Origin of the sequence: Paenibacillus dokdonensis (assembly GCF_004916975.1) — a bacterium.
GTDB lineage: Bacteria > Bacillota > Bacilli > Paenibacillales > Paenibacillaceae > Paenibacillus_AQ > Paenibacillus_AQ dokdonensis.
In genome coordinates, this window is record NZ_STGQ01000001.1 from 1,397,843 (window position 1) to 1,418,836 (window position 20,994).

Below are 20,994 nucleotides of genomic sequence, written 5' to 3' on the forward strand. Positions count from 1 at the left end.
AGCTGGGAATAATGTGTAATGAAAAGGAGGGATTTCATGGAAAGTCGTGTTGAAATGCAGTTGGGTGGAAGACCCCTTATTCTTGAAACGGGACGTCTCGCAAAGCAGGCCAATGGCGCTGTGATGGTCCGTTACGGGGAAACAGCTGTTCTTTGTACTGTAACTGCTTCAAGTGAACCTAAGGATCTGGACTTTTTTCCGCTGACCGTAAACTATGAGGAAAGATTGTATGCGGTAGGTAAAATTCCAGGAGGATTTATCAAACGTGAAGGCCGTCCAAGTGAAAAGGCGATTCTTTCAAGTCGTCTCACGGACCGTCCAATCCGTCCACTCTTCCCTGAAGGATTCCGTAATGATGTACAAGTCCTTAATCTGGTGATGAGCGTGGATCAGGATTGTTCACCGGAAATCGCGGCAATGATCGGAACCTCGGCATCACTCAGCGTCTCTGATGTGCCGTTTAATGGTCCGATTGGCGGTGTAGTGGTTGGCCGTATCGACGGACAATTCATTATCAACCCAACCATCGCTCAGCAGGAAGTCAGCGACGTGTACGTGGTTGTTTCCGGTACCAAAGATGCGATTATGATGGTTGAAGCGGAAGCGAACGAAGTGCCGGAAGATATTATGCTGGAAGCAATTATGTTCGGCCATGATGAAATCAAGAAAATCGTTGCAGTGATTGAAGAATTGGTTGGAAAAGTTGGCAAAGCGAAAATGGAAGTCAAACTGCATGCGGTTGACGCTGAAGCGAACAAGCAGGTCCGTGAATTTGCGGAAGCCCGTTTGGTTGAAGCTGTGCGCATTGCTGAGAAGCATGCACGTCAGGATGCAATTGACGCCATTAACGATGAAACCGTAACTTACTTCGAACAGCAATACATAGAGACTCCAGAGCTCTTAGGCGACGTAAAAGAAGTTCTCCATGATATTGTAAAAGAAGAAGTCAGACGCCTGATCACGCATGATAAGGTTCGTCCTGACGGCCGTAAACTGGATGAAATCCGTCCGATCGAATGTGATACCAGCATTCTGCCACGGACGCATGGTACTGGTTTGTTTACACGCGGTCAAACACAGGCGCTTAGCGTATGTACGCTTGGAGCACTTGGCGACGTGCAGATTCTCGATGGAATCGACCTGCAGGAAACCAAACGCTTTATGCACCATTACAACTTCCCGCCGTTCAGTGTTGGCGAAGCCCGTCCGCTCCGTGCACCAGGACGCCGCGAGATCGGTCATGGCGCACTAGGCGAAAGAGCATTGTCTAAGGTGATACCTTCTGAAACGGAATTCCCATATACCATTCGTCTGGTTTCTGAAGTACTGGAATCCAACGGTTCGACTTCCCAGGCAAGTATTTGCGCAAGCACACTGGCCATGATGGATGCAGGTGTGCCGATCAAAGCTCCGGTTGCAGGCGTTGCGATGGGTCTGATCAAGGACGGCGAGCATGTGTCCATTCTGACAGACATTCAAGGCATGGAAGACCATCTGGGTGATATGGACTTTAAAGTAGCCGGTACTGCAGAAGGCGTAACCGCCATTCAAATGGATATCAAAATTGACGGTATTGACCGCCAGATTTTGCAGGATGCCCTGAAGCAGGCCAAAGAAGGACGCATGTTCATTTTGGGTAAAATGATGGAAGCCATCCAGCAGCCAAGAGAATCTTTGTCGCCTTATGCGCCTAAGATTGATGTTATGAACATTAACCCGGACAAAATCCGTGATGTTATTGGTGCAGGCGGTAAAATCATCAATAAGATTATTGAAGAAACCGGTGTTAAAATTGATATTGAACAGGATGGCCGTGTATTCATCGCTTCCGCTAACGAAGAAATGAACAAGAAGGCTCGTTCCATTATCGAAGGCATCGTTCGCGAAGTGCAGGTTGGCGAAATTTACGTCGGCACAGTGAAACGCGTTGAGAAATTCGGAGCTTTCGTCGAAATTCTTCCGAACAAAGAGGGTCTGGTACACATTTCCCAACTGTCCACCGAGCGTGTGGCGAAGGTTGAGGATGTTGTCGCTATTGGCGATTCGATTACCGTGAAGGTGACCGAAATCGACCAGCAGGGTCGTATCAACCTGTCCCGTAAAGCCGTGTTGACAGCAGAAACCAAAGCGTAAGCTGTTCGGCATTTCAATTTTATGACAGTTCAACAAGACTAACAGGTCTTGCGAAAGAGGCAGAATGTAACCACTTCTGGCTCTTTTTTTTCAAAATTCTGTTATTCGCATGGTGTCCGAACGTTCTTCTCCATATCATATTCCGATGGACTTGTTCATATGATGGGACAAAGCGGGTAAGGGAGATGAGCGGAGCTATGAACGGAAGAAAGGGTGCGGTATTGCTGGCCTGTTTTGCAACCGTGGTGGGGATTGGCCAGACCGGTGTTGTTGGCGAATATATTCAGGAGGCCAGACAACAGCCGGCGGCAGTCAGCACATGGGGTCCCAAGGTGAATGATCTGAAGCAGCAGGATCCCCTCTATAAACAGATCCTTGAAAAGAGAGAACAGACCCGGATTCAGCCTGTGGACGCGGTACTAGACCGTGTATGGAAGGCGATTCCCGGTTATAATGGACTGGAAATTGATGCGGAAGAGACTTATAAGCAGGCCAAGGCGGCCCGGTCCTCCTCTCCGATTACATATGTATACCGTCAAATCCCCCCAAAGGTAAGTCTTGAGGATTTGGGGGCAGAGCCGATTTATCGGGGAAATCCCAATAAGCCCATGGTTGGGCTTATGATCAATGTGGCTTGGGGCAACGAGTTCATCGTTCCGATGCTGGATATATTGGATGAAGAGAAGGTAAAGGCTACCTTCTTTTTTGATGGAAGCTGGTTGAAAAAGAATCCGGAGCTGGCGAAGGAAATTCAAAAGCGCGGTCATGAGCTTGAAAACCATGCTTACACCCATCCCAATATGAGCCAGCTTAGCGAGTATCGCGCCTCTATGGAAATCAGCAAAACGCAGAAGCTCCTTAAGGAGAGTCTGGGTGTGGAAAATACTTGGTTCGCGCCGCCGTCGGGGGATTTTAATCAACAAACGGTTAAGATTGCCGCCGGCCTCGGTCTGAAAACAGTCTTATGGACGCTGGATACCGTAGATTGGCGCAATCCCTCACCGGAATCGGTTGTGAATAAAATTTCGAACAAAGTTCAGGCAGGCACCCTTATTCTGATGCACCCGACTGCGTCTTCGTCCAAATCGCTGCAGGGCATGATCAGGGTTATTAAGAAGAGAGGTCTGGTTCCGGGGACGGTCAGCCAAACACTTTCACCTGAACGTATCATCCCGCCAACCAGTTGAGCGGGAACATGTTATTTGGTAGGATAGGGAATGCGTCAAATGCCATTGGATTGATATCATTTTAGGAGGGCCTATCGCGTGAAAAAAATAAAGCTTACCAACGGCCTTAGAGTTGTAATGGAAAAAATACCGACATGCAGGTCCGTTTCTTTTGGTATTTGGGTTAAAACGGGTTCACGTCATGAAAACCCCGACAATAACGGAGTTTCGCATTTTATCGAGCATATGCTTTTTAAAGGTACAGAGCGTTTTGATGCAAAAGACATAGCGGAGCAGTTTGATGCCATCGGCGGCAATGTGAACGCATTTACGTCGAAGGAGTACACATGCTATTATGCCAAAGTTTTGGATGAACATCTGCCAATTGCGGTGGATATGCTGTCCGATATGTTCTTCCGTTCCACACTGGATGAGGGAGAGCTCACCAAAGAAAAGAATGTAATACTTGAGGAAATATCCATGTACGAAGATACGCCGGATGACCTTGTGCATGATTTGATGGCCAAAGCGGTATACGGCGACCATCCGCTCGCTTACCCGATTCTGGGGACGAAGCAGCAGCTTGATCCAATGGGACCGGCGGAGCTGAAAGCATATATGAACGAGCATTATACCATTGAAAATACAGTTGTCAGCGTAGCGGGCAATATTGACGATAATGTCGTAGAACTGTTGGAGCGCCACTTTGGCCAATTCAATAACCATAGTGAAGTCAAAGAAATCGAGACACCAGGTTTCCACAGCAATCTTTTATATCACAAAAAGAAGACGGAGCAGAACCATATCTGCCTCTCGTTGCCCGGCTGTTCCATTCATGACCCGCTTCAATATGCCATGATTTTGCTGAACAACACCATCGGCGGCGGAATGAGTTCGAGGCTCTTTCAGGAGATTCGTGAAAAAAGAGGTCTGGCGTATTCTGTGTATTCTTACCACAGTTCTAATGAAGATAGCGGGTTGTTTACCGTGTACGCAGGTACAGCGCCAAAACAAACCAAAGAAGTGCTGGATTTGACCAAGGATGTGCTGTCTGACATTGCCCGGAACGGCATTACGGAAGACGAGCTGAAGAAGGGTAAGGAACAGCTGAAGGGGAGCTTGATTCTCAGTCTTGAGGGAACGGGCAGCCGGATGAATCGTCTCGGCAAAAATGAACTCATGCTGGGCAAGCATAATACCCTGGATGAAATGATCGAAAAAATTGAGAATGTCAGCATGAAGGATGTCGACGCTGTGCTGGACAGATTGTTCAGCGAGCCTTTTGCACTAGCCATGGTTGGAGCATCAGATAAAGCGATTGCTGGACTTAGAAGGGATGATCTTGTTGCATTACGTTCAAATTCATAAACTCCCCGGTCATGAAGATGTGCCGCTTCCGCAGAAAATGTCTTCTTCTGCATCAGGTTACGACCTGTACGCAGCCGTAGAGGAGGAGATTGTGCTGCATCCAGGTGAGCGCAAGCTGATTCCAACAGGTTTTGCTCTAGCCATGCCTGAAGGGCTTGAAGCGCAGATCCGTCCGCGAAGTGGACTGGCTATGAAGCATGGAATTACCTGCTTGAATACACCTGGAACGATTGATGCGGATTACCGGGGTGAGGTGAAAGTGCTTCTCATTAATCTGGGCCAGGAATCCTTTGCAATTGTACGCAATGAACGGATCGCCCAGATGGTTTTTCAAGAGGTGCCACAGGTTCAGTTTGAACAAGTGGAAACACTGTCCGAGACGGTACGCGGTACCGGTGGATTTGGTCATACAGGTAAATAACAAGATGAGGTCTGCCCTGTTCCTTTTTATGGAACTTCCGGTAGACTTTTTTTTGTTTTTCTCCGCCTCTTGTTCAGGCGTTTTCACCGAATGCTAGGCTGCAGCATAAGATGCTCCATAACAGTGCTTTTTGAAAGGAGTGACATCCTTATGCTGACAGGAGTCCAAATCGTATTCCTAGGCGGGGATGCGCGTCAGATCGAGGTGATCCGTAAATGTTCGGAGATGGATGCCACCGTCAGTGTTGTCGGCTTTGACAATCTGAAGCAGAAGCTCCAGGGAGTGACCAGGGATCATTTGACGGCTGAGCTGCTTGCTGCCGCGGATGTCCTGGTCCTTCCTGTTGTGGGTTGCGATGATAATGGCATCATCCATACGCAGTTCTCGAATGAGCCGCTCAAGCTTCAGGATGAACATATGGCATCATTGCGCAAGGGCTGCAAGGTATACACGGGCATGGCGAAACCTTATCTGCGCAGTCTGTGCGCGCATCATGAAATCAAGCTGGTTGAATTGCTGGACCGCGATGAAGTGGCGATCAGCAATTCCATTCCGACCGCTGAGGGCGCGCTTGTTATGGCTATTCAGAACACGGATTTTACGATACATGGATCGGATTGCATGGTGCTTGGTCTAGGCAGAACCGGCTTTACAATGGCCAAAAGTTTGCAGGGTCTGGGAGCAAAAGTCAAGGTGGGAGTCCGTGCCGAAAAGGATATCGCGCGGGCGGAGGTCATGGGCTGGGAGCCTTTTCTGACAAGGGATTTGACGGATCATGTGAGCAATATTGACTTGATTTTTAACACGATTCCGACTATGATAGTCACAGCGCAAATCCTGTCTAAAATGCCTACAAGCACCGTCATTATTGACCTTGCTTCCGCTCCCGGAGGATGCGATTTCCGGTATGCGGAGAAGCGGGGGATTAAGGCGCTGCTTGCCCCTGGTCTTCCCGGAATCGTAGCTCCCAAAACAGCTGGTCTGATTATTGCCAACACGCTGGTACAGTTGATTTCGGATGAGTTCAAGACTCGGGGGGATGTAGAATGAATTGGCAGGGTAAGACGGTAGGTTACGCGATCACAGGATCTCACTGCACACTTGAAGAAATTATGCCGCAGGTGAAGCGGTTTGTGGATGAAGGTGCCAAGGTGGTGCCGATCGTATCCAATTCGGTGCAAGTGACGGATACGCGCTTTGGAACGGCCAAAAATTGGCTGCAGCAGTTGAAAGATATTACGGGTAGTGATATTATTTCAACAATTGTTGAAGCAGAACCGCTGGGACCGTCCAAATTACTGGATGTACTGGTGATTGCCCCGTGCACTGGAAATACAACAAGCAAGCTGGCAAACGCGATGACAGATAGTCCGGTTCTTATGGCCGCCAAGGCTCAGATGAGAAACCTGCGTCCGCTAGTGCTGGCTATTTCCACGAATGACGGACTTGGGCTGAATGCAGCCAATATCGCCAAGCTTTTAGTGACGAAAAATATTTACTTTGTTCCTTTCGGCCAGGATAGTCCGCATCAGAAACCAAATTCACTGGTAGCTCATATGGATTTAATTCCTGAGGCATGTTACGCCGCACTGGAAGGAAGACAGCTTCAACCTATGATTCTTCAGCGGATTTTCTCAGCTTAATTGCTACTATGATAGAGAAATAGTCATCATTGATAAGGGGAGATACGGCAATGAGCAATCAGAAGTTTAATGTCGCGGTTGTAGGAGCGACGGGAGCAGTCGGAGAGCAAATATTGGGTCTGTTGGATAAACGGGAATTCCCGATTTTCAATCTGAAATTGCTGTCTTCTGTACGTTCTGCAGGCACGATCATTAACTTTAAAGGTCAAGACATAACAGTAGAAGAAGCAACCCCTGAAAGTTTTGAAGGCATTGATATTGCTCTGTTCAGCGCCGGGGGGGATGTCAGCAAAGAGCTTGCACCCCACGCTGTCCGGCTTGGAGCGGTTTGCATAGACAACACCAACGCTTTTCGCATGGATCCGAACACACCGCTGGTTGTACCAGAGGTTAATCCGGAGCAAATTGATGAACATAATGGCATTATCGCCAATCCGAACTGCTCGACCATCCAAATGGTGGCTGCACTTAAGCCTCTGCAGGATGCATACGGCATTTCACGCATTATCGTTTCCACCTATCAGGCGGTTTCCGGTGCAGGCACTCGTGCAATTGACGAGATGCTTCGCCAAAGCAAAGAGGTTCTTGAGGGTAATGAGATTAAACCGGATATTTTGCCGGTGGGTTCACTACCCGTGAAGCATCAGATTGCTTTTAACGCGATTCCGCAAATTGATAAGTTCCTGGATAACGGCTATACGCTTGAAGAAATGAAAATGGTACGAGAAACAAAAAAAATTATGCGTGATGAATCGATTGATGTAACAGCAACCTGTGTCCGTATTCCTGTTGTTTACGGTCACTCGGAATCTGTATATGTCGAACTTAAGAAGGACTTTGAACTTGAAGACGTAAGAGACCTATTGGCGGAATCGCCAGGAATAACCGTTATGGATGATCCGGCTTCCCAAATCTATCCGCTTGCGACCGATGCCGCAGGAAAACCGGACGTTTTTGTAGGGCGTTTGCGCCGAGACCTTGGTGAGAGCAAAGCCCTTAACATGTGGATTGTCTCTGATAATCTAATAAAGGGTGCAGCATGGAATGCTGTGCAAATTGCTGAGATTATTGCAGCCAAACGCTCCGCGTGTTCTTAGTCGTATGGAGGAATGGAAATGAGTATTTTAGTTCAAAAATTCGGTGGTACTTCACTTTCTACACCGCAGGCAAGAGAACTTGTCATCAAACACATCAAGCGTGAGCTTTCCGCTGGATATCAGCTCGTTGTCGTGGTGTCTGCTATGGGGCGCAAGGGCGAGCCTTATGCTACCGACACGCTTCTGGACTGGGCAGCCCAGAACGGTGACGCTCTGCCTGCACGCGAGCGGGATTTACTGCTGTGCTGTGGTGAAATCATTTCAGCAACCACGCTCTGTACCCTCTTGGAGCACGAAGGAGTAAAATCAATCGTGTTGACGGGTGCCCAGGCAGGCTTCCTCACGGATGATCATTACGGTAATGCCCGAATCAAGGATGTTCGTCCTGAACGGGTTGTTACGGAACTCGAAACGCATCAAGTTGTGATCGTAACCGGCTTCCAGGGACAAACGGAATCAGGTGACTTCACGACCTTGGGAAGAGGCGGAAGTGATACTTCGGCTACGGCATTGGGTGCTGCGCTTCATGCTGAAATGGTGGATATATACACAGATGTGAACGGGATTTTGACCGCAGATCCAAGAATCGTGGAGGATGCGAGACCGCTGCCGGTTGTCAGCTATGCTGAAATTTGCAACATGGCCCAGTATGGCGCTAAGGTCATTCATCCGCGGGCAGTAGAGATCGCTATGCAATCCCAAATCCCGGTTCGGGTGCGTTCTACATTCTCTGAGGACGAAGGCACACTGGTTACCCAGCCGGAAGGCTTCAAAGACGTTCAACAGGGAATAATGGATCGTTATGTAACGGGCATAGCCTATGTAAGCAATGTGACGCAGATTACGGTGGATTGTGAAGGGGTAGGGCATAATCTTCAGCTTCAGGTTTTCAAGGCGATGGCTGGAAATTCCATCAGCGTTGACTTTATAAATGTAACCCCTACGGGAGCCGTCTATACCGTGTTTGACTTCGATTCAGACCGTGCCGTTACGGTTCTTCGAGATCTGGGACTCAGCCCCAAAGCTCTTTCCGGATGTGCAAAGGTCTCAGTCATTGGCGGTGGCATTAATGGAGTACCCGGCATCATGGCCAAAATTGTAGAGTCACTCAGTGAACAAAATATACAAATCCTGCAATCTGCGGATTCAAATACAACGATATGGGTGCTTGTTAAAAAAGAAGATATGGTGCAGGCATTGCGTGCTCTTCATACCAAATTTGAACTTCACCGTTAAATATCAAATTACTACTTCATGAGCATGCCCTATCGTTTGAGGAGGTTATACAAGTGGATTTCGGAAGACTGATTACAGCCATGATCACGCCTTTTGACGAGAACGGGAAAATCAACTGGGCGGAAACGTCAAAAATCATTGATTATTTGATTGAAGAACAAAAATCGGATTCTCTTGTGATTTGCGGTACAACGGGCGAATCGCCAACACTCCACGAGGAAGAAAAGCTTGAGTTGTTTGCATTCGCGCTCGAGCATGCCAAAGGCCGCTGCAAAATTATTGCGGGTACCGGCAGCAACAGCACCGAGCATTCGATCCATCTGACACAGGAAGCTGAAAAGCTGGGTGTCGATGGAGCTTTGCTGGTTGTGCCTTATTATAATAAGCCCAGCCAGGAAGGGATATACCGTCATTTCGAAGCGATAGCTCGCAGCACAAATCTTCCAGTCATGCTGTATAATGTTCCTGGACGTACGGTAGCAAGCATCAGTGCACAAACGACGCTTCGTCTTGCTGAGATTCCGAACATTGTGGCTACAAAGGAATGTGCATCCATCGAGCAGGTAACACAAATTGCTGCAGGCGCACCGGACTCTTTCAGGGTTTATTCAGGTGATGATGCTTCAACATTGCCTGCATTAGCTGTTGGAGCTTACGGGATCGTTAGTGTAGCAAGCCATATCATCGGAGCCTCCATGAAGGATATGATTCAAGCGTATTTGAATGGTGAGATTGCCGGGGCAACGAAGATTCATCAGAAGCTCTTCCCGGTATTTAAGGGTTTGTTCGAATGCCCTGCACCGGTACCTAATCCTTCGGCTCTGAAATATGCGCTGAATGAGCTGGGTCATTCGGTGGGGGGAGTCCGTTTGCCTCTGATTGATCCTAGTGAATCGGAAGCAGCATTTATCCGCGAACTGATAGCTTCTTTGTAATACCGCGAATAACTCAAAAAAATGGTGAACAGCGTCCGTTGCGGGCGCTGTTTTTTTGCAAATAACGCCTACTTTTTTTGGGTACGATAACTCTTACTTGGAGGGTGACTTGTGTTTTGCGTTTTTAATCATGTATAATGAGGTCAAGTGACTGGGTGCGGTATATTTTTGAAATATAAATACTATAAAATGGTACGACGTCCAAAACCATAGGAGGTTTAGATTCATTTGTCTAAAAAAAATAATAGCGATAAATTGACGATATTTGCATTGGGCGGCGTCGGTGAAATCGGGAAAAATATGTATGTTGTTCAGTATGCGAATGACATCGTTGTAGTAGATTCCGGCTTGAAATTTCCTGAGGAAGATATGCTTGGTATCGATATTGTCATTCCTGATATCAGCTACTTGACGGAAAACCGCGACAAAGTAAGAGGCATTTTGTTAACACATGGACACGAAGATCATATTGGCGGACTGCCTTACGTGTTGAAACATCTGAATGTTCCTATATACGGAACAAAGCTTACCCTTGGACTTGTTGAGAACAAGCTGAAGGAAGCCAATTTGCTTGGTGAAACCAAGCGGATCTTGATCAACGAAGATTCTGAAATCGAACTGGGCTCGACCCTGAAGGCTACCTTCTTCAGAACGAACCATAGTATTCCTGATTCTGTCGGTATCTGTATTGCAACACCGGAAGGCAATGTTGTTCATACAGGCGATTTCAAATTCGATCATACACCGGTAAACGGACAGTACGCGAATTTGCAGCGTATGGCTGCCATCGGTGAAGAGGGCGTTCTTGCTCTCATGTCGGATAGTACAAACGCTGAAAAACCAGGATTCACTCCATCGGAAAAAAATGTGGGTATTGTGCTTGAGGATATTTTCCGCAAAGCATCCCAGCGTGTTGTCATCGCGACATTCGCTTCCAATGTTCACCGGATCCAGCAGGTCGTAAACGCTGCCGAAACAACCGGCCGCAAAATTACGGTGATTGGCCGCAGTATGGTAAATGTGGTTTCCATTGCTTCTGAGCTTGGTTACTTGAATGTACCTGATGGCATGCTGATTGAACCGGAAGAAGTTAATAAAATGGCTGCTGACCGTGTCGTAGTATTGTGTACAGGCAGTCAGGGTGAACCGATGTCCGCATTAACCCGGATGGCGCGTTCGACTCATCGTAAAGTTGATATTTTGCCAGGTGATACCGTTATCATTGCCGCTACTCCGGTACCGGGCAATGAGAAATATGTGGGCCGGACTATTGATGAATTGTTCCGTTTAGGTGCTAATGTTATCTATAGCGGATCTAATTCCGGCGTTCACGTTTCAGGACACGGCAGTCAGGAAGAGCTCAAGCTGATGCTTAACCTGATGAAACCGAAATTCTTCCTACCGATTCACGGTGAATACCGTATGCAGCGCAGACACGCTCTTTTGGCTGAATCAGTAGGTGTAGATCCTGATAACATTTTTATCACCGATATTGGTGAAGTCATTGAAATTCAAAACGGTGCAGCACGCAGAGCCGGCAAAGTCACTGCTGGTAACGTACTGATCGACGGCTTGGGTGTTGGCGACGTAGGCAACATCGTGCTTCGCGACCGCAAACTGCTTTCCCAAGATGGCATTCTTGTCGTTGTTGTGACGCTGAGCAAGCAGGATGGAACGATCATGTCCGGTCCGGATATTATTTCCAGAGGGTTTGTGTACGTTCGCGAATCCGAAGGATTGCTGGATGAGGCCAATCGCATTGTTTCCAGTACACTGCAAAAGCTGATGAGCGAGAATGTAAATGAATGGGCTTCCCTGAAGACGGGAGTTAAGGATGCGCTGGGACGGTTCCTTTATGAACAAACCCGCCGCAGACCAATGATTTTACCAATCATTATGGAAGTGTAAATCAATTGAATAATATAAAGGTTTGACGACAAAGCACACAGTCGCCCCCTTCACGCAAGCAATAATGGACGGTTTCTTGCGGAAGGGGGCTTTTTATTGTCTAAAAAGGCGTCCAAAGGAATAATACCACTCTTCTAACCGCCATACTAAACAGAATGAATTTAACTTGGTTAGTGAAAGGGTGGGTAACTCAACATGCCGCATGAACAAGGACAACCTCATATGGAAGAGCCGGCCGTTTTACCGGAGCAGCAGCCTGAGAATCAAACAAAAGCCGCGCTGGATGCGATACAGCAGCTAGGTCAAATGAATGTTCCGGCAACGAATGAGTCAAATATTTTTTGCATGACAATTGTCGGACAAATCGAAGGACATATGGTTTTACCTCCACAAAATAAAACGACAAAATATGAACACATCATTCCTACCTTGGTGGCAACAGAACAAAATAAAAATATTGATGGGATTCTTATTATTTTGAATACCGTTGGTGGTGACGTGGAAGCGGGACTTGCCATCGCCGAAATGATCGCCTCCCTTACTAAGCCGACGGTCACGGTGGTGGTGGGCGGTGGACATAGCATCGGGGTACCGATTGCGGTTTCATCTACTTATTCAATCATCGCGGAAAGCGCAACAATGACGATTCACCCGATCCGCTTAAATGGCTTGGTTATCGGTGTACCACAAACGTTCGAATATATGGAGAAGATGCAGGAGCGTGTCGTGCGATTTGTCACTTCCCATTCGCGTATTACGGAATCGCAGTTTAAAGAGCTGATGTTCCGGACGGGGGAACTGAATCGTGATGTTGGCACTCCGGTCGGCGGAATTGATGCTGTGAAGTATGGCCTTATGGACGAAGTGGGCGGCATCGGGCAAGCGCTAGCCAAACTGAACAGGCTTATCGATGATTGGAAAAGTGCGAAGGAAGTGGAGGGGATCAAGCAATGACACTGCATACGGTGATGCCCCTTGAAGCGGTATGGGAAAAGCAGGGAGAAGCAGATCCCTCAGCCGAAGTACGAATACAGGGAATGCTTATGGAGGTCAGACCGCTGGATTTTAACAGAGTTCAGATTATCCGCCTGCTGGATGGACCTTTGGATAATTACCTGAATCCTGCTTACGCTCCGGGTCAAATTATTCAGTATATTCCCGCTCCATAAAAACACCTGGAATTAAAAAACAGAACATAGGTGCCCACGGTATTATATGGTATAATGATGTTCCGGGGGTGACATTTCTTGGCCAAACGCAAAAAAAGGAAAAAGGCTCTGCTGACCAATGTTCTTAAATACGAAATATACGGTATTGTTCTGATCACCCTTTCTGTCATCGCCTTATCGGGTGAAGCGGCAGTAGGGTGGTCATTATCCAAAATGTTCGGGCTTTTGCTTGGTCGGTTCTATTTTGTGATTCCATTGATAGGTATTTATCTGGGACTCAGCGTGATGATTGGGCGGAAATGGCCGAATCGCTGGAGCACGCGAAAAAGCGGGATTGTCCTGCTGGTGCTGGCCTTGTCGCTGATGAGCAGTGTTTCTTCTTTGGAAAAGAAGCTGTCGCATGTACCCGGTCTAAGCGCCGGACATATCATAACCCAAGTACATAATGATTTGCAGGGTTCACTGCTTTCATCTTCGGCTTCCCAAGATAATTCTATGTTAAATAAGGATATCAGCGGCGGTTATGCGGGGGCTCTCCAATATGCCTTATTGTTCTGGTTGTTCGGAAACCCGGGGACCAAGCTGCTGATGATTGTCATGTTTATTATCAGCTTTATGCTGATCACAAACCTATCGTATGTGGATCTGATGCGGATTGTACGCAAGCGGGTGGTTCAGGCGGGAAGCAATGTACAAAAAAGAATGACCAGCCAAAAGCAGCAGGCCGTTGCGGCTGCTCCCAAGGCAGTTTCCCGCAAAAGGCAGCAAATCCAGCTGCCGGATGAGGATGAAGAGGATGATCTGGAGGATTTTGTGGCTCCAAAAGCCAAGCGTTCAACACCCGTATTTTTTCAGCTTTTCGGAAGCAAGTTTGGTAAACCGGATGATTCGGTTTCTGCCGAAGACGATGATCTGGATGGCAGCGATATACTGGAGCCTACTAACAGACAATCTGGAAATACAGCAGCTCAATCTCCGGTGTTCAAACATGAGATAGAGCAAGAGGTCGCTCCTCATTCAACGGATCACTGGGAGAGAAGCGAAGAAAATCATCCGCCATCTCCGATTATTCGTGATTTCTTCGAACAGGTTAAATCGGAAGGGAATGCGGATGATGAGGATTGGGATGAAAACGAGCCTGTGACTGAGTTTCCTGCAGATGTACTGGACACGGAAACTCAGGATGGAGTGGATCTGCAGTCTGCGGCAAATGGAATGGCAGATATTTCTGCCGGGCAGGCCATCGAAGGGGAGGGAACAGCGGAAGCGGTTGACGATAAGCCTCCGGCTCCGCCGCCTAAACCCTATAAGCTTCCACCATTCCGCCTGCTGGCGAAACCTCAAAACGGAGGCAAAGCAGGAGATCAAAACGACTATATGCAGACGGCACGCAAGCTCGAGGCGACGCTTGAGAGCTTTGGTGTCAGGGCTAAGGTGCTGGAGGTTGTTCGCGGCCCTGCGGTAACGCGTTATGAAATTCAACCAGATATCGGCGTGAAGGTGAGCCGGATCGTCAGCCTTACGGATGATATTGCTTTGGCGCTCGCAGCTAAGGATATCCGTATGGAAGCGCCGATTCCCGGCAAATCCGCGATTGGCATCGAAGTTCCTAACAACGAAGTATCCCTTGTTACGATGCGTGAGGTCATGGAGACACCCATCTTCCAGGATGCTCAGTCCAAGCTGTCCATCGCTTTTGGCAGGGATATTTCCGGACAGACGATCGTCGGTAACTTGGCCAAGATGCCCCATTTGCTTGTAGCGGGAGCTACGGGTTCGGGTAAATCCGTGTGTATCAACGGAATTATTACGAGTATCCTGTATAAGGCGAAACCGGATGAAGTCAAGTTTCTAATGGTCGATCCGAAGATGGTTGAGCTGAATGTATATAACGGCATCCCACATCTCATGGCGCCAGTGGTTACAGACCCGAAACGGGCATCTCTTGCACTTAAGAAAATCGTCGTTGAAATGGAAAAGCGCTATGAGCTGTTTTCCAAATCAGGTACACGTAATATTGAAGGATATAATAATCTGATGAAGGACAACCTGCCTGCCGTTCTGCCTTACATTGTTGTTATCGTGGACGAGCTTGCGGATTTGATGATGGTGGCAGCTCATGATGTGGAGGAAGCTATCACACGACTCGCACAGATGGCGCGTGCAGCGGGAATCCATTTGATTATCGCAACGCAGCGGCCATCAGTAGATGTTATCACCGGTGTTATCAAGGCCAACATACCTTCACGGATTGCTTTTGGTGTATCCTCCCAGGTGGATTCCAGAACCATTCTGGATATGGCCGGAGCAGAAAAGCTGCTTGGGCGTGGGGATATGCTCTTTATGCCGATGGGATCTTCCAAACCGATTCGTGTGCAGGGCGCTTTTATGACGGATCAGGAAGTGGAAACGATCGTAAATTATGTGCGTGAGCAAGGTGAAGCGAAGTATGATGAATCGCTGGTACCTGAAATTGATGAAAGTCAGCCGGATGGCGATGAGCAGCTCGACGAGCTCTATGATCAGGCAGTTCAGATTGTTCTGGAAGCTAAGCAAGCATCGGTATCCCTGCTGCAGCGGAGAATGAGAGTGGGTTATACGCGGGCTGCAAGATTGATTGACTCGATGGAGGCCAGAGGCGTCATTGGGCCGTATGAAGGCAGCAAACCGCGTGAAGTGCTGGTCTCCTTGGAGCAGTATCAGCAGCAGAACCGCATCAGTTCATAAGCAGCATCAGCTTTTCATAAACAAAACAACGGGCAGCCCAGGATGATTCCTAGGCTGCCCGTTTTATTACCTCGAAGTAGATGATAAGCATTTATCTTTTCGAAGCAATGTCTTCTTAATATGATTTAGAAATCAAAGTTGTCAGGGTCTGGACCAACGCGATGATCTTGATTCAGAGCATCAATTTGTTCCATCTCTGTACTTTTCAGCTCAAAGTCGAATAAAGAAGCATTTTCGATAATCCGTTGTTCCTTGATTGATTTCGGAATGGTAATGACTCCGTTTTGAAGATCCCAACGCAGGATCACTTGAGCGACTGACTTGCCATGCTTGCCTGCGATTTCCTGCAGAACAGGCTGGTTTAACAGCTCTCCCTGCATCAACGGTGACCAGGCCTCAAGTTGAATCCCATGCTTACGAGTGTAGGAAAGCAGCTCCTTTTGTGTCAGATAAGGATGGAATTCGACTTGATTTATCATTGGTTTGATCTCAGCGTCCTGAAGCAAATCTTCTAAATGATGGACTTGGAAATTACTTACGCCAATCGCTTTAACGCGACCGTCTTTATAAAGCTTTTCCATTGCTCTCCAGGTGTCCTTGTACTTGCCCGCTACAGGCCAGTGAATAAGATAAAGATCCAGGTAATCAAGACCGAGCTTGGACAAGCTTGTGTGAAAGGCGGCGAGTGTCTCTTCATAACCTTGATCGCTGTTCCACACTTTTGATGTGATGAACAGATCCTTTCTGGATAAACCATTCTCTGCGAGGGCTTCTTGGATTCCTTGTCCCACACCGCTCTCATTGGCATAGGCAGCTGCCGTATCAATACTCCGGTATCCATGTTTAATGGCTGCCTTAATTGCTTCAACAAGCTCTGAACCCTCCTTTACCTTAAATACGCCAAGCCCAAGCCAAGGCATGTCCACTCCGTTGTGAAGTTTTGTTGTGCTTTGAAGATGGAGCTTCATTCTGACTTCCTCCTTATATTGGTTCCTTGTTATTTTGTACTTCAGATCAAGCATCTTTTCTTTGCAATAATTGGCTCCAGCCTGTGAGAAGTACGGCGGCTGTGACCATCAGAGCCCCGACCCAGCCGGTATGAACGATACCTATTGTATCCGTAATGACTCCGCCTAAATAGGCTCCGAGTGCGATTCCTGCATTGAATGCGGCAATGTTTACGGCGGAGGCGACATCCACTGCTTTTGGAGCGAACCTCTCCGCCAGCATAACGACATAAGCTTGCAGCCCAGGGACATTCATAAAGGCCAGCAGTCCCATCACGAAGATGGTGATCAGGGCGGCTATTTTGAAGGGTGCTGTAAAAGTGAGCACCAGAAGGACCACAGCCTGCAGGGAGAACATCACCAGCAGTGCTGATAATGGCTTCCGGTTAGCCGCTTTACCCCCGATAACATTCCCGATTGCGATAGCAATACCGTAAAGCAAAAGGATCAAGGCTACCGTTGACTCTTTAAATCCTGTTATATTATGAAGCAGCGGGGATAAATAAGTAAAGACGACGAAAGTACCCCCATAACCTAGAGCAGTTATTAAAAAGGCAAGCAGCAGCCGGCTGTTCGTGACCAGATTTAATTGCTCTCTCACAGGCGTTTTCATGCCTTTCCGCAGATGCTTGGGAATCAGGATCATGTTTGCGATCAGAGCGATGACTCCAACAATGGCAATGGTAAAGAAGGCAGCACGCCATCCCATTTGTTGGCCGATAAAAGTGCCCAGCGGCACACCGGTCACCGTGGCAATCGTAAGTCCTGAGAACAGGATCGCGATAGCGCTGGCCCGGCGGTTTTCAGGCACCATATCGGCAGCAATGGTTGTACCAATCGACATGAAGACGCCGTGCGCCAGAGCGGATATGATGCGTCCCACCAGCAGCATGGCAATGCCTCCTGATAATGCGGCTGTACTATTACCTGCTATAAACACAAGCATGATTCCAATTAACAGCTTCTTACGGGACATCCCCATCGTGAGCGAAGTCAGCACAGGGGCACCAAAAGTAACTCCAAGAGCATACAAAGTTACCGTTAAGCCCGTTAAGGTTACCGATATATTCAAATCCCTTGCAATGAGGGGAAGCAGACCTACACTGATAAATTCGGTTGTTCCGATTGCATACGCACTGATGGCTAATGCCAGAAGTGCAAACATGCTTTTACTATTGCCTTGTGGCATTCTCTTCACTCCTGTCTAGTCATCCCGGCCGGTGAGTGTTATTATGGGGGCTAAGAAGCAAAATGAACAGTACGCACTTTAAAGTACTATAGGTACTAAAAAGTACCCATACATTGTGAGGAGGCTGATTGGATGAAGAAATACAATATTTCTGTAGAAGCAACGCTTGAGGTGATCGGAGGGAAATGGAAATGTGTCATCCTATGCCATTTAACATACGGCAAAAAGCGGACAAGCGATTTACGCCGTCTTATGCCGAATATCACACAGAAAATGCTGACGCAGCAGCTTAGGGAGCTGGAGGAAGATGGGATTGTGAACAGGATCGTATACAATCAGGTTCCACCCAAGGTCGAATACGAGCTCAGCGAATATGGCTGGAGTCTTCAGTCCATTTTGGATTCTTTGTGCGCATGGGGAGAACGGCATATTGTAAGGGAGTACGGAGATAAATTCATCGTGCTTGAAGATAACATATTGAACAAGCCTCAAGAACCTGTAACCGAAAGGTAATTGCATTGAAATATGAAATTTAATGATGATAAAAAAGAACCGGTCTGTCGTACAAGCAATTGTTCTGCAGGGCGGTTTTTTATGCCTTATCCTCTTCAGTCGACATCAACCATAGCCTTGTTTCATCCACATCTTACGACAGTTTCCAACCTTTCTTTTGCAATGTGAATAGTTAATGGTGGCTCTTGTCATAATAACCGTAGCCATCCTAGTCAAACTCACAAGAGAAAGGTAGAGCTGCCAAATGAGAAAAGCAAAATTGTGGATCATTTTTGGACTCTTGGTCCTTTTGTCAGCTGCGGTATTTGCAGGGCTTCAGCCTCGAATGGAGGACAGGGCCATAGCCGATAAACAACCTGTTTCAGATGAAGCCGTTCCAACCTTCGGAACAACGACCCTGAAGTATGGTTCCTCCGGACAGGATATCTACGAGCTGCAGGGACGCTTGAAATTCCTCGGTTTCTATTATGGAAAGATTGATGGTCAGTATGGCTGGGCCACATTGAAGTCAGTAAAATGGTTCCAATCTGAATTTGGTATGAAAGTGGATGGCACGGTAGGTGCGAAGACGAAGCTGAAGCTGTATAACGCAACGAAAAACTGGAAGCCTTCCGAGTCTGCTGCAGGCAAGGGTCAACCGGCTACAGAAAATAAAGGAAATGAAGGGAACGGCAAAACAGAACCAACCGCATCCGCTAATACAATGGGATTATCAGAAAATGATCTGAAGATTATGGCTAATGCTGTATATGGGGAATCCAGAGGAGAGCCCTTTGAGGGCCAGGTGGCAGTAGCTGCCGTTATTCTAAACCGGGTAAAATCGCCGAGCTTCCCTAATACACCTCATGGGGTCATATTCCAGCCAGGAGCATTCACGGCGGTAGCCGACGGCCAGATTTACCTGGAGCCAAATGAGACCGCTCGTAAAGCTGTTCAGCAGGCGCTGAATGGATGGGATCCATCAGGAGGTTGTCTGTATTACTTCAACCCGAAAACGGCGACTTCGAAGTGGATCTGGTCCCGCCCGCAGGTCAAAACCATCGGACAGCATATCTTCTGTATGTAGGGGCTTTTATCTGCTCAGAAACAGCAACCGGAGGGCTTGTCTTCGGTTGCTTCTTCACTTTGTAATGGTATAGAATGGAACATATTCACAAGTGTACGATAGACAAATTCATGGCTAAAGGAGTTTTGGACCTTGAATAAAACTGCATTTCAACATGGAAACACGGGGCGTATGCGGATTCACGTCCTGCCAACGAAACGCTTCAAAACGTTTGCCATATCGCTATATGCGGGCATCCCGCTTGCAGAGGATACGGTAACAGCAACGGCCTTGACTCCATTCGTATTAAGACGCGGAACGGAGTCCTATCCGGAAACAAGACAGTTCCGTGAACAGCTGGAGCAGATGTACGGAGCGGGTTTTGGCTTTGATGTATATAAAAGAGGCAACTATCAGATGGTTCAGTTCCGCATGGATACCATTAATGATTCCTTTGTCAAAAGTAAAGACAGCCTGCTGGAATCTTCTTTTGCTTTTCTAGGGGAAGTGGTTACGCGGCCTGTACTCGAAGATGGCCATTTCCGCAGCAGCTATGTGCAGGCAGAGAAAGAGAACGTTCGCAAAAAGCTTGAGGCGATTGTGAATGATAAAATCAGATATGCTTCCGAGCGATGCATTGAGGAAATGTGCCGCCATGAGCCTTACCGGCTCCATCCTCTCGGTCAGCGTTCGGATCTCGACCATATCACGCCTGAGAGTCTATATAAATCTTATCAGCAGTGGCTGGATACTGCGAGCATGGATTTATATGTGGCGGGCGATACGACGCTTGAGGAAGTGAAGGAGCTCGTAAATAAACATTTTGCATTCTCCTCTGATTCAAATGATGTGTCCTACAAGCAGGAATCCTCTACCCGTCAAGCGGATGAAGTACGGACTGTCGTTGAAAAAATGGAGGTCAGCCAAGGCAAACTGAATATGGGCCTGCGCACATCCATTACATATTCCGATGAGCAATATGCGGCCGCGCTGATGTACAACGGAATTTTGGGAGGCTATCCGCATTCCAAGCTCTTTATGAATGTTCGTGAAAAGGAAAGTCTGGCGTATTACGCATCTTCCCGCTACGACGGTCATAAAGGTATCGGAACGATTCAGTCGGGTATCGAAGTACAGAACTACGAAAAGGCGCTGGAGATCATTAAAAAGCAGTTGGACGAAATGCGTTCCGGTCAAATTACCGATCTTGAAATGTCGCAAACCAAGGCGATGATTCGTAATTTACTGCTCGAAATCGATGACTCTGCCTTCGAAATGATCGCATATGATTTTAACCGTCAATTTTCTGGCAAGGACCGCCCGCGCGCAGAGCTGCTGCAGCAGGTAGAAGCGATTCAGATTGAGGACGTTAAGGCTGCCGCAGCTACCTTTGAGCTGGATACGATCTATTTCCTGAAGGGGCAGAAGGAGGAATAA

At 47.7% G+C, this 20,994-nt stretch carries 18 protein-coding genes; 16 read left to right on the top strand and 2 right to left on the bottom strand.

The window, feature by feature from the left end; translation table 11 throughout:
* Positions 1 to 36 precede the first annotated feature (36 nt).
* From pnp to E6W40_RS06605, 13 genes are all read left to right on the top strand, one after another.
* Positions 37 to 2,133, top strand: coding sequence for a polyribonucleotide nucleotidyltransferase (pnp, locus tag E6W40_RS06545; RefSeq protein ID WP_136604750.1), 2,097 nt, complete (start codon positions 37 to 39; stop codon positions 2,131 to 2,133).
* Positions 2,134 to 2,330: 197 nt separating this feature from the next.
* Positions 2,331 to 3,320, top strand: coding sequence for a polysaccharide deacetylase family protein (locus tag E6W40_RS06550; protein ID WP_136604751.1), 990 nt, complete (start codon positions 2,331 to 2,333; stop codon positions 3,318 to 3,320).
* Between the two features lie 117 nt (positions 3,321 to 3,437).
* Entirely contained in the window at positions 3,438 to 4,667 is a 1,230-nt protein-coding gene (locus E6W40_RS06555) for a M16 family metallopeptidase (protein WP_425464937.1), read from the top strand.
* A complete protein-coding gene (dut, locus tag E6W40_RS06560) occupies positions 4,642 to 5,088 on the top strand; it encodes a dUTP diphosphatase (protein ID WP_211146978.1) in 447 nt (148 codons plus the stop codon). Before E6W40_RS06555 ends, dut begins: the two co-directional genes overlap by 26 nt.
* Before the next feature lie 150 nt (positions 5,089 to 5,238).
* Positions 5,239 to 6,138: a dipicolinate synthase subunit DpsA gene (dpsA, locus tag E6W40_RS06565; protein ID WP_136604753.1), complete on the top strand. Its 900-nt coding sequence runs from the start codon at positions 5,239 to 5,241 to the stop codon at positions 6,136 to 6,138.
* Positions 6,135 to 6,731, top strand: a complete 597-nt coding sequence (locus E6W40_RS06570) for a dipicolinate synthase subunit B (RefSeq protein ID WP_136604754.1) — start codon at positions 6,135 to 6,137, stop codon at positions 6,729 to 6,731. Before dpsA ends, E6W40_RS06570 begins: the two co-directional genes overlap by 4 nt.
* A gap of 50 nt (positions 6,732 to 6,781) precedes the next feature.
* A complete protein-coding gene (locus E6W40_RS06575) occupies positions 6,782 to 7,828 on the top strand; it encodes an aspartate-semialdehyde dehydrogenase (protein ID WP_136604755.1) in 1,047 nt (348 codons plus the stop codon).
* Between the two features lie 18 nt (positions 7,829 to 7,846).
* Positions 7,847 to 9,064, top strand: a complete 1,218-nt coding sequence (dapG, locus tag E6W40_RS06580) for an aspartate kinase (RefSeq protein WP_136604756.1) — start codon at positions 7,847 to 7,849, stop codon at positions 9,062 to 9,064.
* 53 nt (positions 9,065 to 9,117) lie between these two features.
* The gene (gene dapA / locus E6W40_RS06585; protein ID WP_136604757.1) at positions 9,118 to 9,999 is read left to right on the top strand and encodes a 4-hydroxy-tetrahydrodipicolinate synthase; all 882 of its coding nucleotides are present in this window, start codon (positions 9,118 to 9,120) and stop codon (positions 9,997 to 9,999) included.
* 228 nt (positions 10,000 to 10,227) lie between these two features.
* Positions 10,228 to 11,907: a ribonuclease J gene (locus E6W40_RS06590; RefSeq protein WP_136604758.1), complete on the top strand. Its 1,680-nt coding sequence runs from the start codon at positions 10,228 to 10,230 to the stop codon at positions 11,905 to 11,907.
* A gap of 195 nt (positions 11,908 to 12,102) precedes the next feature.
* Positions 12,103 to 12,861 (top strand): ClpP family protease, encoded by a 759-nt coding sequence (locus tag E6W40_RS06595; protein WP_411831713.1) that lies wholly within the window; start codon positions 12,103 to 12,105, stop codon positions 12,859 to 12,861.
* Positions 12,858 to 13,076 carry a YlzJ-like family protein gene (locus E6W40_RS06600; protein WP_136604759.1) on the top strand — a complete coding sequence of 73 codons (219 nt, stop codon included), beginning with the start codon at positions 12,858 to 12,860 and terminating at the stop codon, positions 13,074 to 13,076. The genes E6W40_RS06595 and E6W40_RS06600 overlap by 4 nt, the downstream gene beginning before the upstream one ends.
* Positions 13,077 to 13,154: 78 nt before the next feature.
* Complete coding sequence (locus E6W40_RS06605) at positions 13,155 to 15,803, top strand: FtsK/SpoIIIE family DNA translocase (RefSeq protein WP_136604760.1); 2,649 nt, start codon at positions 13,155 to 13,157, stop codon at positions 15,801 to 15,803.
* Positions 15,804 to 15,928: 125 nt separating this feature from the next.
* Here the strand turns inward: E6W40_RS06605 and E6W40_RS06610 are convergent, their stop codons facing one another.
* Positions 15,929 to 16,771: an aldo/keto reductase gene (locus tag E6W40_RS06610; RefSeq protein WP_136604761.1), complete on the bottom strand. Its 843-nt coding sequence runs from the start codon at positions 16,769 to 16,771 to the stop codon at positions 15,929 to 15,931.
* 46 nt (positions 16,772 to 16,817) lie between these two features.
* Positions 16,818 to 17,999, bottom strand: coding sequence for an MFS transporter (locus E6W40_RS06615; protein WP_136604762.1), 1,182 nt, complete (start codon positions 17,997 to 17,999; stop codon positions 16,818 to 16,820).
* 132 nt (positions 18,000 to 18,131) lie between these two features.
* Between E6W40_RS06615 and E6W40_RS06620 the strand changes: the two genes are divergently transcribed.
* From E6W40_RS06620 to yfmF, 3 genes are all read left to right on the top strand, one after another.
* The gene (locus E6W40_RS06620; protein WP_136604763.1) at positions 18,132 to 18,512 is read left to right on the top strand and encodes a winged helix-turn-helix transcriptional regulator; all 381 of its coding nucleotides are present in this window, start codon (positions 18,132 to 18,134) and stop codon (positions 18,510 to 18,512) included.
* A gap of 244 nt (positions 18,513 to 18,756) precedes the next feature.
* The gene (gene sleB / locus E6W40_RS06625; protein ID WP_136604764.1) at positions 18,757 to 19,578 is read left to right on the top strand and encodes a spore cortex-lytic enzyme; all 822 of its coding nucleotides are present in this window, start codon (positions 18,757 to 18,759) and stop codon (positions 19,576 to 19,578) included.
* Positions 19,579 to 19,710: 132 nt separating this feature from the next.
* Positions 19,711 to 20,994: an EF-P 5-aminopentanol modification-associated protein YfmF gene (gene yfmF, locus E6W40_RS06630; RefSeq protein ID WP_136604765.1), complete on the top strand. Its 1,284-nt coding sequence runs from the start codon at positions 19,711 to 19,713 to the stop codon at positions 20,992 to 20,994.